The 14,343-nt window shown below is 65.0% G+C and carries 11 protein-coding genes, 1 tRNA gene and 1 pseudogene; 10 read left to right on the top strand and 3 right to left on the bottom strand.

What is annotated here, in order from left to right; genetic code table 11:
- Positions 1-77 precede the first annotated feature (77 nt).
- From kdpB to ACIGJG_RS12030, 5 genes and pseudogenes are all read left to right on the top strand, one after another.
- Positions 78-2,153 (top strand): potassium-transporting ATPase subunit KdpB, encoded by a 2,076-nt coding sequence (kdpB, locus tag ACIGJG_RS12050; protein WP_425291321.1) that lies wholly within the window; start codon positions 78-80, stop codon positions 2,151-2,153.
- A gap of 26 nt (positions 2,154-2,179) precedes the next feature.
- Positions 2,180-2,806: a potassium-transporting ATPase subunit KdpC gene (gene kdpC / locus ACIGJG_RS12045; protein ID WP_041679661.1), complete on the top strand. Its 627-nt coding sequence runs from the start codon at positions 2,180-2,182 to the stop codon at positions 2,804-2,806.
- Positions 2,807-2,869: 63 nt separating this feature from the next.
- The gene (locus tag ACIGJG_RS12040) at positions 2,870-5,725 is read left to right on the top strand and encodes a DUF4118 domain-containing protein (RefSeq protein ID WP_483672390.1); all 2,856 of its coding nucleotides are present in this window, start codon (positions 2,870-2,872) and stop codon (positions 5,723-5,725) included.
- Positions 5,726-5,759: 34 nt separating this feature from the next.
- Entirely contained in the window at positions 5,760-6,455 is a 696-nt protein-coding gene (kdpE, locus tag ACIGJG_RS12035; protein WP_483672389.1) for a two-component system response regulator KdpE, read from the top strand.
- Between the two features lie 30 nt (positions 6,456-6,485).
- Positions 6,486-6,848: pseudogene (locus tag ACIGJG_RS12030) on the top strand (TorF family putative porin); the annotation flags it as partial.
- 167 nt (positions 6,849-7,015) lie between these two features.
- Here the strand turns inward: ACIGJG_RS12030 and ACIGJG_RS12025 are convergent.
- The 3 genes from ACIGJG_RS12025 to fdxA all read right to left on the bottom strand — a co-directional run bounded on the left by ACIGJG_RS12025 (position 7,016) and on the right by fdxA (position 8,846).
- Positions 7,016-7,091: transfer RNA gene (locus tag ACIGJG_RS12025), tRNA-Asn, on the bottom strand.
- Positions 7,092-7,341: 250 nt separating this feature from the next.
- Positions 7,342-8,448 (bottom strand): NAD(P)/FAD-dependent oxidoreductase, encoded by a 1,107-nt coding sequence (locus tag ACIGJG_RS12020; protein WP_011298440.1) that lies wholly within the window; start codon positions 8,446-8,448, stop codon positions 7,342-7,344.
- A gap of 74 nt (positions 8,449-8,522) precedes the next feature.
- The gene (gene fdxA / locus ACIGJG_RS12015) at positions 8,523-8,846 is read right to left on the bottom strand and encodes a ferredoxin FdxA (RefSeq protein WP_010814656.1); all 324 of its coding nucleotides are present in this window, start codon (positions 8,844-8,846) and stop codon (positions 8,523-8,525) included.
- Between the two features lie 326 nt (positions 8,847-9,172).
- Between fdxA and ACIGJG_RS12010 the strand changes: the two genes are divergently transcribed.
- The 5 genes from ACIGJG_RS12010 (at position 9,173) to ACIGJG_RS11990 (ending at position 14,337) form a co-directional block, all read left to right on the top strand.
- On the top strand, positions 9,173-9,718 hold the full coding sequence (locus ACIGJG_RS12010; RefSeq protein ID WP_011298439.1) for a hypothetical protein: 546 nt from the start codon (positions 9,173-9,175) through the stop codon (positions 9,716-9,718).
- An 84-nt stretch (positions 9,719-9,802) separates the two neighbouring features.
- The gene (gene pncB / locus ACIGJG_RS12005; RefSeq protein ID WP_140950604.1) at positions 9,803-10,981 is read left to right on the top strand and encodes a nicotinate phosphoribosyltransferase; all 1,179 of its coding nucleotides are present in this window, start codon (positions 9,803-9,805) and stop codon (positions 10,979-10,981) included.
- A gap of 92 nt (positions 10,982-11,073) precedes the next feature.
- Positions 11,074-11,760, top strand: a complete 687-nt coding sequence (locus ACIGJG_RS12000) for a LutC/YkgG family protein (protein ID WP_011298437.1) — start codon at positions 11,074-11,076, stop codon at positions 11,758-11,760.
- Positions 11,761-11,912: 152 nt separating this feature from the next.
- The gene (locus ACIGJG_RS11995) at positions 11,913-13,337 is read left to right on the top strand and encodes a sodium:proton antiporter (RefSeq protein WP_483672387.1); all 1,425 of its coding nucleotides are present in this window, start codon (positions 11,913-11,915) and stop codon (positions 13,335-13,337) included.
- Positions 13,338-13,341: 4 nt separating this feature from the next.
- Positions 13,342-14,337, top strand: a complete 996-nt coding sequence (locus ACIGJG_RS11990) for a 2-hydroxyacid dehydrogenase (RefSeq protein WP_483672386.1) — start codon at positions 13,342-13,344, stop codon at positions 14,335-14,337.
- Positions 14,338-14,343 lie beyond the last annotated feature (6 nt).

Genomic DNA, 14,343 nt, shown 5'->3' with positions numbered 1-14,343 from the left:
CGGCCAAGGCCGCCCAGCCATCGGGCGCCGCCAACCGTCCGCATGGCCAGCATCCGCATCGTCCGCCGCGCCGCGGCATGTTCGCTGCCGAACTCGTCAAGCCGGCTTTGCTGGCCGCAGTGAAGAAGCTGTCGCCACGCGATCAGGTGCGCAACCCGGTGATGTTCGTGGTGTATGTCGGCAGCAGCCTGACCACTGTCCTGTTCCTCAAGGCGCTGGCTTCGCCGGTGGCGGGAGGCGAAAGCGCCGGCTTTATCCTGGCCGTCTCGGTCTGGTTGTGGTTCACGGTGCTGTTCGCCAACTTTGCCGAGGCGCTGGCCGAAGGGCGAAGCAAGCAGCAGGCGGAATCGCTGCGTGGTCTGAAGACGACCGCCATGGCGCACGTACTCGTGGACGGCAAGCGAGGCGGTGCGATGGAAACGCGCGCGGCTACAACCCTGCGGCGCGGCGACATCGTGCAGGTCCAGGCCGGCGACATGATCCCCGGCGACGGTGAAGTGATCGAGGGCGTGGCGTCGGTGGACGAAAGCGCCATCACTGGCGAATCGGCGCCCGTGATCCGCGAATCCGGCGGCGACTTCTCGTCGGTGACCGGCGGCACGCGCGTGCTGTCCGACTGGATCGTGGTGCGCATCACCACCAACCCGGGCGAGAGCTTCATCGACCGCATGATCAGCATGGTCGAGGGCGCCAAGCGGCAGAAGACGCCGAACGAACTCGCGCTGACCATCCTGCTGGTGGGCCTGACCATCGTGCTGCTCCTGGCGACCGCCACGCTGCTGCCGTTCTCGCTCTACAGCGTGCTGGTCACCAAGGCCGGCATGCCGGTCACGATCACCGTACTGGTCGCGCTGCTCGTTTGCCTGATTCCGACCACGATCGGCGGCCTGCTGTCTGCGATCGGCGTGGCCGGCATGAGCCGCATGATGGAGGCCAACGTCATCGCCACCTCGGGCCGTGCCGTGGAAGCGGCAGGCGACGTCGACGTGCTGCTGCTCGACAAGACCGGCACCATCACGCATGGCAACCGCCAGGCCGCGCGCTTTGTGCCGGCACCGGGCATCTCGGCGCAGCAGCTTGCGCAGGCAGCGTGGCTGTCGTCGCTCGCCGACGAAACGCCCGAAGGCCGCAGCATCGTGACGCTGGCGCGCCAGCAGCAAGGGGTTGCCGCGCCGGACATGGCGGAGCTGCGCCCGGTGTTCGTGCCGTTCACGGCGCAGACGCGCATGAGCGGGGTGGACCTGCGCAATGGAGACAGCGAACGCATCGTACGCAAGGGCGCTGCCGACGCGGTGCGCCGCTTCGTGACCGAACGCGCGGGCAAGTTCCCGGAAGCCGTGATGCAGGCCGTCGACGACGTTGCCGGTGCCGGCAGCACGCCGCTGGTGGTGGCCGAGGGATCCGACGGCAATGTGCGCGTGCTCGGCGTGGTCGAGCTCAAGGACATCGTCAAGACCGGTATCCGTGAGCGCTTTGCCGAATTGCGCAAGATGGGCATCAAGACCGTGATGATTACGGGCGACAACCGGCTTACCGCGGCGACCATCGCGGCCGAGGCGGGCGTCGATGACTTCCTTGCCGAGGCCACGCCTGAAGCGAAGCTCAAGCTGATCCGCCAGTACCAGGGCGAGGGACGCCTGGTGGCGATGACCGGCGACGGCACCAACGACGCGCCCGCGCTGGCGCAGGCCGACGTCGCCGTGGCGATGAACAGCGGCACGCAGGCGGCGAAGGAGGCAGGCAATATGGTCGACCTCGACAGCAACCCGACCAAGCTGATCGAGATCGTCGAGATCGGCAAGCAGATGCTGATGACGCGCGGTTCGCTGACCACGTTCAGCGTGGCCAACGACATTGCCAAGTACTTCGCCATCATTCCGGCTGCCTTTGCCACGACCTATCCGCAGCTCAACCTGCTGAACGTGATGGGGCTGAGCACGCCGGCGTCCGCGATCATGTCGGCGGTGATCTTCAATGCGCTGATCATCGTCGCGCTGATCCCGCTGGCGCTCAAGGGCGTCGCCTACCGGCCGCTCGGCGCGGCGGTGCTGCTGCGTCGCAACCTGCTGATCTACGGCCTTGGCGGCATTCTCGTGCCGTTTGTCGGGATCAAGCTGATAGACATGGCGCTGGCCCTGCTGGGCTGGGTCTGACCCTATTCCTGCATTGAGAGGAACTCATGAATATGCAAGCGCAATCCACGCAATCCGCGCCGGCGGCACCGCTGCAAGGCGGACTGTTGCGGCCCGTGGCGGTGGTTTTCGTCGTGCTGTCGCTGGTGACGGGGCTGTTGTACCCGGGCGTGATCACGGCGGTGTCGAAAGCCGTGTTCCCGGAGCAGGCAGCCGGCTCGTTGATCGTCAGGGACGGCAAGGCCGTGGGCTCGTCGCTGATTGGCCAGCCGTTCTCGGACCCGAAGTACTTCTGGGGTCGCCTGTCGGCCACCGCGCCAATGCCGTACAACGCCGGAGCGTCGGCCGGTTCGAACCTTGGGCCGACCAACCCGGCGCTGACCGATGCGGCGCGTGCGCGCATCGATGCGTTGCGTGCGGCGGATCCTGACAACAAGGCAGCGGTGCCGGTGGATCTGGTCACCGCTTCCGGCAGCGGTCTCGATCCGCACATCAGCATCGCCGCAGCGGACTACCAGGCGCCGCGCGTCGCGCGGCTGCGTAGCCTGCCGCTCGAAAAGGTCCAGGATCTGATCAAGGCGAACATGGAATCGCCCCGGCTGGCGGTGCTGGGTGCCCCAGGCGTCAACGTGCTCAAACTGAACCTGGCGCTGGATGCGGCATCGGGCAAATAGGCACGCGGTGCGCGTGGCACAATCTGACTGCGGCTGCCCCCACGCCGGGCGGCGCAGCTGACCATGCCCGAATTGCGATCTCCCGCCGAACGTCCGGATCCGGACACCCTGCTGCAACGCATGCAGGAGGAGGGCGCGCGCGCCGCGCGTGGCAAGCTGCGCGTCTATTTCGGTGCCTCGGCCGGCGTGGGCAAGACCTTTGCCATGCTTGCCGCGGCGCGGTCGCTGCGAGAGCAGGGCGTGGACGTGGTCATCGGCGTGGTCGAAACGCATGGCCGCGCCGAGACCGAGGCACTGATCGATGGCATCGAGCGCCTGCCCATGAAGGACGTGCCGTACCGCGACCGCGTGCTCAAGGAGTTCGATCTCGACGGTGCGCTGGCGCGTCGTCCGGCGCTGGTTCTCGTCGACGAGTTGGCCCATTCCAATGCTGCGGGCAGCCGCCACCCGAAACGCTGGCAGGACATCCAGGAACTGCAGTCGTCTGGCATCGACGTCTGGACGACCGTCAACGTGCAGCACCTGGACAGCCTCAATGAAGCCGTCGGCGGCATTACCGGCATTCGCGTCTGGGAAACCGTGCCGGACGCCGTGTTCGACGGCGCCGACGAAGTGATCCTCGTTGACCTGCCGGCCGACGAGTTGCTGCGGCGCTTGCGTGAAGGCAAGGTCTACCTGCCCGAGCAGGCCCGCCATGCGGTGCGCAACTTCTTCCGCAAGGGCAACCTGATTGCCCTGCGTGAACTGGCATTGCGCCGTACCGCGGACCGTGTCGATGACGATGTGCGTGCCTATCGCCGCGCCGAATCGATCCAGTCGGTGTGGCGCACGCGCGAGGCGGTGCTCGCCTGCATCGGCACTGGCAGCGATGCCGAGCAGGTCGTCAGGAGCGCGCGCCGGCTGGCCGGCCAGCTCGATTGCGACTGCCATGTGATCACGGTAGCGGCGCCGCGACTGGCATCCGTCCCCGATGCCGAGCGCGTGCGGCTGGAGTCGGCGATGCGGCTGGCCGAGGAACTCGGCGCGCGCACCGAGACGCTGGCCGGCAGCGACATGGTGCAGGCGGTGGCCGGCTATGTCCGGCGGCACAACTTGACCAAGGTCGTGCTTGGCCGCACGCCGACGCGATGGCGGCGCGAAGATGACTCGCTGCTGATGCAGGGGCGTTCGCTACTGGCCTGGGTACTATCTCCATTCCTGGGCGCGCGCGCATGGCTGTTCGGCCGCAAGAGCTTTGCCGATGCACTGTCGGCCGCGTGCCCGGAGATCGACGTGATACGCGTCGCGGCCGATTCCACGCGCGTAGACGTCAAGCCCGCCAGCGCGCCGATCCCGCTCGACGAAAGCGAGGCCGCGCACGCACAGGAGCGTCGCGTGCGCATGCAGTCGTACCTGTGGGCCATTGCGTGGTGCGCCGGCGCGACGGCGGTGTCGATGCTCGCACGGCCGTGGTTCGACCTTGTCAACATCGCCATGCTGTTCCTGGTGGCGGTGGTCGGCGTGGCGCTGCGCCATGGCCGCGCGGCGGCGGCACTGGCCTCGGTAGTTGCCGTGGGCGCATTCGATTTCTTCTTCGTGCCCCCGCGAATGTCGTTTAGCGTGAGCGACGTGCAGTACCTGCTGACCTTCCTGGTGCTGCTGTCGGTCGGCCTGGTCATCGGTCAGCTCACGGCCGGACTGCGCGAACAGGCCGAAGTCGCGGTGCAACGCGAGACCGATGCGCGCACGCTGTACGAGCTCGCGCGCGAACTGTCGTCGGCCCTGATGAACGAGCAGATCGTCTCGATTGGCAGCCGCTTCCTGCGCGCGGCCTTCGACGCACGCTCGGCATTCTTCCTCGTCGGACCGGACGGCCGGCTGCTGCCGCCTGTGGTGGATACGCAGGGACAGGCCGGCGGGCACAGCGACGCGATCGACCGCGTGCTCGCGCAGTGGGTGTTCGACCATGGCCAGCCGGCCGGCACAGGCACCCATACGCTGCCGGCCGGTACCGTGCTGTACCTGCCGCTCAAGGCGCCGATGCAGACGCGTGGCGTGCTGGCCGTCGAGCCGCAGGCGTGGCGCGCATTTGCGCAGCCGGCACTGCGGCGCCAGGTCGATGTATTCGCGACGCTGATCGCCATCACCATCGAACGGCTGCACTACGTAGACGTCGCGCAGCGGGCGCTGTTGTCGATGGAGTCGGAGCGGTTGCGCAGTTCGCTGCTGGCCGCGGTGTCGCATGACCTGCGCACGCCGCTGACCAGCCTGATCGGCATGGCCGAGACCCTGCAGCGCGGCGATCCGCCGCTCGCGCCGCGCGTAGCGGATACGGTCTCGGCGATGCGTGACCAGGCCAGGCGCATGAGCACGATGGTCGTCAACCTACTCGACATGGCGCGGTTGCAAGGGCGGGACGTGCGCATGCAGAAGGAGTGGCAGTCGTTCGAGGAGCTTGTTGGCGCGGCGCTTGGAGCCTTGCGCGATGCGCTTGTCGGACATCGTGTCGCGGTGGCGGATCTGCACAAGATGCCGCTGGTGGAGTGCGATGCCGTGCTGATGGATCGCGTGCTGTGCAACCTGCTGGAGAACGCCGCCAAGTACACGCCTGCCGGAACCGAAATCCGCATCCGCGCGGAGGTCGTGGACGACGAGGTGCGCCTCGTGGTGGAAGATGATGGCCCCGGCGTGCCCCCCGGCAGCGAACGGCAGATTTTCGAGAAGTTCACGCGCGGTGAACGTGAATCGGTGACAACTGGCGTGGGCCTGGGCCTTGCCGTCTGCGACGCGATCGTGCAGGCGCATGGCGGACGGATCTGGGTCGAGCCTGTGCGCGATGCTGCCACGGCAGGGGCTGGCATCGGTGCACGATTCATAGTGGCCTTGCCGCGCGGCAATCCGCCGGTGATCGAGCCCGAAGCCGCGGACATTCCCGCATAAATCCGCGCGGACACACATAGATGGAGTGCAACAGATGCCTTTCGAGTTTTCGCCCACGGTGCTGCTCGTCGAGGACGAACCTCATATCCGCCGTTTCGTGCGTGCGGCGCTGCAGGCCGAGGGCTGCACGGTGCACGAGGCCGATTCGCTCAAGCGCGGGCTGATCGAGGCCGGCACGCGCCAGCCCGACCTGGTGATCCTCGATCTTGGCCTGCCCGACGGCGATGGCGTTGACCTGATCCGTGAAGTGCGCACCTGGACCGAAGTGCCGGTGCTGGTGCTGTCGGCCCGCAGTGCAGAAGAAGACAAGATCGGCGCGCTGGATGCAGGCGCCGACGACTACCTGACCAAACCGTTCGGCGTGGGCGAACTGGTGGCGCGCCTGCGCGTGCTGCTGCGCCGGCATGCGCGGTCGAATCCGCACGGCTCTGCGCAGATCGCCTTTGGCGAGGTGCAGGTTGATCTTGCCAACCGCATGGTCACGCGTGCCGGAGAGCCCGTGCACCTGACGCCGATCGAATACCGCCTGCTATCGGTGCTGATCGCGCATCGCGGCAAGGTGATGACGCACCGCGAGTTGCTGCGGGAGGTCTGGGGACCATCGCATTCCGAGAGCAGCCAGTACCTGCGCGTCTACATGGGCCATCTGCGTCACAAGCTCGAGGCAGACCCTGCGCAGCCAGCGCATCTGCTCACTGAAGTCGGCGTAGGCTACCGATTTGCAGGGTAGGGCAGCGCAGCGCTTTTTATTGCAATCACTTCCACCGAGCTGTACGCGGGCATCGGCTATGGCCCAGTGTTCCTGAAATACTCCTACGCGCCGACGAACCTGTTCGGGTTTGCCGACAGCAAGCACAGCTGGTATGCCGACCTGTCGGCGAACGTGCCGCTCAATGTGTGGGGACTGACGCTGAACGCGCACGTGGGCTACCAGAAGGTGCAGATCACCGATGCGTCGTACACGGACTGGAAGCTAGGCCTGACCAAGGACCTGGGCAAGGGCTTTTCGGTGTCGGTGGCGGCGTATATCGACACGAATGCCGACAAAACCGTCTATACCAATGCCAGGGGAAATTACATGGGCAAGGCGACGGCATGGGCGTCGATCAGCAAGACGTTCTGAAACGTCTGGATGGGCTCTTAATGCGGGGGGGAGGGCGTAAAGGCGACTCCAATGCCGCCGCCTGGGCGCTACTTCGATCGCAACGATGCGGGAAGTGCCGCAAGCACGCTGAAGTGAGAAAAAGAAAAAGGCCGATGCTTTCGCATCGGCCTTCGTCTTGTATCGGATGGCTCCCCGACCTGGGCTCGAACCAGGGACCTACGGATTAACAGTCCGGCGCTCTACCGACTGAGCTATCGGGGAACAGCAAGAAATTATAGCCAGCTTCTCATTCCTTCGTCAATACCCTTCGGCATCTTTTTGTTGCCGCCGGTTTGTAATGGCGAGATGACTGGCTGCCGCGGGCGCTGTGCAGAGAAGGCCTGTTTGGCTCTCCGCAGCGTCGCATCCAACAGCGAGGCCGCATTATAGCGGCGCGCCGGACTTACAGCCAAAAGAAAAAAGCCGCCATTTCGGCGGCCTTTTTCTTCGATCGCGGCGGGTCGCGCCGTGATCAGTCGAACACCGGCGATTCCACGCCAAGCACCTTGTGCAGCTTCGGCGAGGTGGTGGTGTACTGCATGTGGATCTTCTTTTCCGGGAAGATATACGGCGCAGCACCGAACGCGGCCAGTGCGGCCTCGTGGAAGCCAGACAGGATCAGCTTCTTCTTGCCGGGGTAGGTGTTGATGTCGCCCACCGCGAAAATGCCCGGGATATTGGTCTGGAACTTCTCGGTGTCCACCTTGATCTGCTTGCGTTCCAGGTCCAGGCCCCACTCGGCGATCGGGCCGAGCTTCGGCGACAGGCCGAAGAACACCAGCACGTCGTCCACCGGCAGGCGGCGGGTCACGCCGTCGGCGCCGGTCACCTTGATCTCGGTGAGCACGCCGTCCTTTTCTTCATAGCCGCCGATCTGTCCGACCAGGAACTGCATTTCCATCTGTTCGCACAGTTCCTTCATCTTGGCGACCGATGCCGGCGCGGCGCGGAAGCCGTCGCGGCGGTGGATCATCACCACCGACTCGGCCTTGCCAACCAGGTCCAGCGTCCAGTCAAGGGCGGAGTCGCCGCCACCGACGATCACCAGGTTGCGGCCGTGGAAGCGGCTCGGATCCTTGACGCGGTAGAACAGCTGCTTGCCGTCGAACTTGTCGATGCCGTCGACCTTCAGCGTACGCGGCTGGAACGAGCCCACGCCCGCGGCGATGAAGATGGTTTTCGTGATGAAGCGCGTTCCGAGCGAGGTCTCGACGAAGAAGCGGCCGTCATCACGGCGCTCGACCACGGCGACTTCCTGCCCCAGGTGGAAAGTGGGGCCGAACGGCTCGATCTGCTTGAGCAGGTTGTCGGTCAGTTCCTGGCCGGTGCAGCTCGGCACGGCCGGGATATCGTAGATGGGCTTGTCCGGATACAGCTCGACGCACTGGCCGCCGACCACCTTGAGGGAGTCGATGACGTGCGCCTTGATTTCGAGCAGGCCCAGCTCGAACACCTGGAACAGCCCGACCGGGCCGGCACCGACAATCAGCGCATCGATTTCCAGCGGCTGGCCGCCAGCGGTACCGGCGTCAGCGGCCTTCGTCGTGTCGGCAACGGGATTGGGAATGCTCAAGTCCATAATCGTCCTGATACGTTGTGGGCACCGCGTGCCCGGCATTGCGGAAAGCGCGTGGGGACGGCTTTCTAGTCAGCTCAGCGCTGCAGGTATTGCAGCTTGTCGGTCGCGTCCTTCCACTCTTCGGCCTCGGCCAGCGGGGCCTTGGTTTTGGTGATGGACGGCCAGTTGCGCGCCAGCTCGGCGTTCAGGTCAATGAACTGCTGCTGGTCGCCCGGAACGTCTTCCTCGGCGTAAATGGCGTTCACCGGGCATTCGGCCACGCACACGGCGCAGTCGATACACTCATCCGGGTCAATGGCCAGGAAATTCGGGCCTTCACGGAAACAATCCACCGGACATACGTCAACGCAGTCTGTGTAGCGGCAACGGATGCAGGATTCGGTGACAACGTGAGTCATTTCGGTTCCAGGAAAACGGGTCGGCTTTTGAATGGGAAACTGGTTTCGGCCACTTATATGTCAGCGCACGGCCGTGCATGTCCGCCGAGGGCGAGCTGCACGGGACGAGCGAGTGCCGTGGCCTTTCAGAAGCCGATATTGTATCCGAGCCTTCTGGCAAGAATAGCGGGTCTATATAGCTGGATCAGATAGTTTTCTTATTTCTTTATGTATATTTGATTGCGAACAGGTCTGTGCCAGGCTGTGCAGTACTGGCACGATGCCATGGAGCCGGAAGCACTTTGCGCGCCGCGTCCGCCGTCGTGATCCACCAGGAGAAACTCACCATGCCTTGCCAGCAGCGCTTTGGTTCGTCGGGGTTCGGGAAGCGGGTGTTTCGCCTGACGCTGTACGGGTTAATCGCGCTCCATATGCTGGGAACTGCGCCCGCTGCGACTGCGCAGACATTGTCCGAGCCGGCCATGGCCGATAGCGTGGTATCCCGCCTGGTGGCCTGGCGCACGCGGTCGGATCAGCCGGTGACGCTGGCGGCACTGACGAGCTTCGATTGGGAAAGCTTCAGCGTCACGCGGGCCCCCGCCGGAGATGCCATGGCCAGTTGCGGGCGAGCCGGCCTGTTGCCGTGCGGGCCCGAGCTCCAGCCAGAAGCGGGGCAGATGGTGCAGGTGCTGACCTTCCAACGTTCGGGACGGCAGGTTTATTCCGAGCGCATCATGGCCGAGAATGGTGCCTTCGCCGATCCGTTGCCCGTACACGTGCCGCGCGCGTCGGCTACGCTGGTGTCGTGCCAGGCCACCGACGGGCGCCCCCTGTGGTGCGTGCAAGGCGCTCGGGTCCTCCGGCGTCCACAACCTTTTCTCGATGGCGGCTGAACTGCCATCCTGGCGCACGCCCGCCGGCAAGCGCGGACTTCGGTTAGCATGTGTGCCTGAACCGGCATCGCCGTCTGGCCCGTTATGATCATCCAATCCCTGCTCGACACCGACCTGTACAAGTTCACGATGATGCAGGTGGTGCTGCACCATTTCCCGCAGGCCCAGGTCGAGTACCGCTTCAAGTGCCGGAACGCGGATGTTGACCTGACTCCGTATGTCGACGAGATCCGCGCGGAAGTGGCCCACCTGTGCAGCCTTCGCTTCTCGGATGACGAACTTGCCTACCTGCGTAGCATGCGCTTCATCAAGAGCGATTTCGTCGATTTCCTCGCGCTGTTCCACCTGAACGAGAAATACGTGTCGATCGAGCCGGCGCCGCAGGGCAATGGTGAAATCGAGATTGCGATCCGCGGCTCGTGGCTCCACACGATCCTGTTCGAGGTGCCGCTGCTGGCCATCGTCAACGAGGTTTATTTCCGGGCCACCCAGCCGCAGCCGGACTTCACCGAGGGGCGTCGCCGGCTGGAACAGAAGCTGACGCTGCTGCGGGCGCCGAAGTACCGCGACTGCGTGATTGCCGACTATGGCACGCGCCGGCGCTTCTCGCGCGACTGGCAGGAGGAAATCCTGCTGGCGACACGCAAGACGCTGGGGGCGCAACTGGCCGGCACCAGCAACGTGCTTTTTGCATACCGGCACAATATGGTGCCGCTGGGGACCATGGCCCATGAGTACCTGCAGGCGTGCCAGGCACTGGGTCCGCGCCTGCGCGACTCACAGGTATTCGCGCTGGAGAACTGGGCGCGCGAATACCGTGGCGACCTGGGCATCGCGCTGTCGGACACCTACGGCTTCGACGCGTTCCTGCGGGACTTCGATCTGTTTTTCTGCAAGCTGTTCGATGGCGTTCGGCATGATTCCGGTGACCCGTTCCTGTGGGGCGAGAAGATGCTCGCGCACTACGCGGCCAATCGTGTCGATCCGCTCGGCAAGACGCTGATCTTCAGCGACAGCCTCGATATCCCGCGCGTGATCGAGCTGTACGAGCGGTTCCATGGCCGCTGCAAGCTGGCATTCGGCGTCGGCACCAACCTGACCAACGACCTCGGCTACACGCCGTTGCAGATCGTCATCAAGATGGTCCGCTGCAACGGCCAGCCGGTGGCCAAGCTGTCGGATACCCCGGAAAAGACCATGTGCGACGACCCCGGCTACCTGGCCTACCTGCGTCAGGTATTCGACGTTAAGGCGTCCGCGTAGCCATTTTCAGCGGCTCGGAGAGACGGGCGCGGTAGGGTGCGTCTCTATAATGGCGTGCATCGCACCGCATTTTCTGAACCTGTCCAAGCCATATGGAAACCAACAACGCCCGTGATCGCATCTTTGCCCGTATCCGCGCCGCGCAGGGGCGTTCGCCCAAGGTGACCAGCGGCGAACGCGAGGCCGTGGCCGACTATCTGGCGCGCCATCCGCAGGGGCCGCGCCCGACGCCTCGGCCGGACCGTACCGAAGCGTTCATGGATTGGGCGCAGCGCATGGCTTCCACAGTCGATCGCGTTGCCACGCTCGACGACGTGCCTGCCGCAACGGTGCGCTTCCTCGACAGCCTGAACCTCGCGCATCGCGCCGTGGCGTGGGATGCGTTCGGCGCGCTGCCATGGCAGGAAAGCGGCATGACGGTCGAATGCCGGCCTCCGGTGCGCGATCCACAGGCCGATCACGACCATGGTGACTTGGTCGGCATTACCGGCTGCTTCTGCGCCATTGCCGAAACCGGTTCGCTGATGCTGCTGTCTGGGCCCGAAACGTTTGCCTCGGCCGCGTTGCTGCCCGAAACGCATATCGCCGTGGTGCCCGTATCGCGCATCGTCGACAGCCTCGAAGACGCTTTTGCACTGGTGCGCAGCGAACGCGGCGAGCTGCCGCGCGCAACCAATATCATCAGCGGTCCGTCGCGTACCGGCGACATCGAGCAGACCATCGTGCTCGGTGCTCACGGGCCGTACCGCGTCCACGTGATCCTGGTCGACCAGGCCTGATCTCGCCGCGCCTGTCCGGCCGGCGCCGCGCGGGACGCAGTGGCGCCTGATTTACACTGGCATGTTCACGCGCGAGGCGCCGGCATTGCCGCAGGGGAAACTCCGCTGCGGTAATGCCGGCCACGTGCACTGTCAAAAGGAGAGCCCATCTGATGCAACGCGCCCGCGTGCTGTTGCCGCTGCCGGCAATGCTGGCCATCGTTCCTTCGCTATCCCACGCCGCCGACGTCGACGGCGCGACCCTGTCCGCTTGGTGGGGGTTGCCGTTCGCCGGCGTGTTGCTGTCGATCGCGCTGGTCCCGCTGCTCGCGCCGCGGTTCTGGCACCACCACTACGGCAAGATCGCGGCGGTCTGGGGCCTGCTGTTCCTGCTGCCGTTTGCCGCCGTATTCGGCATACATGCAGCGCTGGCAAGTGCTGTGCATGCGTTGCTCGGCGAGTACATCCCGTTCATCGCGCTGATCGCGGCGCTGTATATCGTTGCTGGCGGCATCTGCGTGCGCGGCAACCTGCATGGAACGCCGCGCCTCAATACCGGCATCCTGGCGCTGGGTACGTTGCTGGCCAGCTTCATGGGTACAACGGGCGCGGCCATGCTGCTGATCCGTCCGCTGCTGCGCGCCAATGACAACCGCCGCCATGTGGCCCACGTGGTCGTGTTCTTCATCTTTCTCGTGGCCAATGCGGGCGGGGCGTTGACGCCGCTCGGCGACCCGCCGCTGTTCCTGGGGTTCCTGCAAGGCGTGGATTTCTTCTGGACCATGCGCAATATCCTTCCAGAGACGCTGTTCCTGTGTGCCGCGCTGCTTGCGATCTTCTACCTGATCGATCGCCACTACTTCCTCAACAAGGAAGAAGCGCTGCCCGAGCGCAGCGATCCGACGCCAGACACGCTGGGCATCCGCATTGAAGGCAAGATCAATTTCGTGCTGTTGCTCGCGGTGGTGGGACTGGTGCTGATGAGCGGCCTGTGGAAGCCTGGCATTTCGTTCGACGTGCTCGGTACCGAGGTGCCGTTGCAGGCGGCGGTGCGCGACGTACTGCTCGTGGTGGTGGCGATCGTCTCGCTGCTGGTGACGCCGCACACCGCGCGCAGCGGCAACGAGTTCAGCTGGGAGCCGATTCTTGAGGTGGGCAAGCTGTTTGCCGGCATCTTCCTGACAATCATTCCTGTCATCGCCATGCTCAAGGCGGGTACCGATGGTGCGTTCGCCGTCGTGGTGCGGGCCGTGAGCGATGCCCACGGTCAGCCCGTCGACAGCATGTACTTCTGGGCAACCGGCATACTTTCTTCATTTCTGGACAATGCGCCGACCTACCTCGTGTTCTTCAATACCGGCGGTGGCGACGCCGCCACGCTGATGACACGCGACGCGTCGACACTTGCCGCGATCTCGGCCGGCGCGGTGTTCATGGGCGCCAATACCTATATCGGCAATGCGCCGAACCTGATGGTGAAGGCCATCGCAGAAAACCGCGGCCTGCGCATGCCCAGTTTCTTCGGCTACATGCTATGGTCTGGCTCCATCCTGTTGCCGCTGTTCCTGGTGATGACGTTCCTCTTTTTCCGTGTGTGATGCCATGAAGCCGTCCATTCTTGTCACCCGTGCCATTTTTCCCGATGTCATCGACCATCTTGCGCAGTACTTCGAGGTCGACGACAACCAGCAGGATGTCGTACTCGACGCTGCGGCGCTCAAGGCGCGTCTGGCCGGCAAGGCGGGCGTGCTCACCAACGCTGGCGACCGCATCGATGGCGGCGTGGTCGCCGCACTGCCCGACCTGCGTGCCGTCTGCAATATGGCGGTCGGCTACAACAACCTCGACATCCCCGCGCTGACGGCGGCGGGCATCGTCGCCACCAATACGCCCGATGTGCTGACGGAGACCACGGCCGACTTCGGCTGGGCGCTGCTGATGGCCACCGCGCGCCGCGTGACCGAGTCCGAGCACTACCTGCGCGATGGCAGGTGGCAGCGGTGGAGCTACGACATGCTGGTCGGCATGGACGTGTACGGCAGCACGCTGGGTATCCTCGGCATGGGGCGGATCGGCCAGGCGCTCGCACGCCGCGCGGCCGGGTTTGGCATGACCGTGCTCTATCACAACCGCAGCCAGCTGCCCGAGGCGACCGAGCGCGCGCTCAACGCGCGCTATGTGAGCAAGGCCGAGTTGCTGCAGCAGTCCGATCACCTGGTGCTGGTGCTGCCATACGGGCCGGAAAGCCACCATGCCATCGGCGCCACGGAGCTGACCCAGATGAAGCCGACGGCCACGCTGATCAACCTTGCGCGCGGCGGTATCGTCGATGACGAGGCGCTGGCCCATGCGCTCAAGACTCGCCGCATCTTTGCCGCAGGCCTCGACGTGTTCGAAGGCGAGCCCGATGTCCATCCGGACCTGCTGACCGTGTCGAACGTGGTGCTGACGCCGCACATCGCCAGCGCATCCGAGAAGACGCGCCGCGCCATGGCGATGCTGGCCGCGGACAACCTGATCGCCGCGCTCGACGCCGGTCCCAATGCCGGCCATCCGCCTTCGGTGATCGACCCTGCCGTGATGGGGCATCGCCGCTGAAGTTTT

It is taken from the genome of Cupriavidus sp. C1SS-2L (genome assembly GCF_057073735.1).
The sequence above is the reverse complement of the archived record's forward strand: the minus strand, read 5'-3'. Positions and strand labels throughout refer to the sequence as shown.

Excerpts from the sequence above, each read along its gene's own strand:
- kdpB (WP_425291321.1), top strand. The coding sequence starts at position 78 with ATGTTCGCTGCCGAACTCGTCAAGCCGGCTTTGCTGGCCGCAGTGAAG.
- ACIGJG_RS12010 (WP_011298439.1), top strand. The coding sequence starts at position 9,173 with ATGCCTTGCCAGCAGCGCTTTGGTTCGTCGGGGTTCGGGAAGCGGGTG.
- ACIGJG_RS11990 (WP_483672386.1), top strand. The coding sequence starts at position 13,342 with ATGAAGCCGTCCATTCTTGTCACCCGTGCCATTTTTCCCGATGTCATC.
- pncB (WP_140950604.1), top strand. The coding sequence starts at position 9,803 with ATGATCATCCAATCCCTGCTCGACACCGACCTGTACAAGTTCACGATG.
- kdpE (WP_483672389.1), top strand. The coding sequence starts at position 5,760 with ATGCCTTTCGAGTTTTCGCCCACGGTGCTGCTCGTCGAGGACGAACCT.
- ACIGJG_RS12000 (WP_011298437.1), top strand. The coding sequence starts at position 11,074 with ATGGAAACCAACAACGCCCGTGATCGCATCTTTGCCCGTATCCGCGCC.
- kdpC (WP_041679661.1), top strand. The coding sequence starts at position 2,180 with ATGAATATGCAAGCGCAATCCACGCAATCCGCGCCGGCGGCACCGCTG.
- ACIGJG_RS12040 (WP_483672390.1), top strand. The coding sequence starts at position 2,870 with ATGCCCGAATTGCGATCTCCCGCCGAACGTCCGGATCCGGACACCCTG.
- fdxA (WP_010814656.1), bottom strand. The coding sequence starts at position 8,846 with ATGACTCACGTTGTCACCGAATCCTGCATCCGTTGCCGCTACACAGAC.
- ACIGJG_RS12020 (WP_011298440.1), bottom strand. The coding sequence starts at position 8,448 with ATGGACTTGAGCATTCCCAATCCCGTTGCCGACACGACGAAGGCCGCT.
- ACIGJG_RS11995 (WP_483672387.1), top strand. The coding sequence starts at position 11,913 with ATGCAACGCGCCCGCGTGCTGTTGCCGCTGCCGGCAATGCTGGCCATC.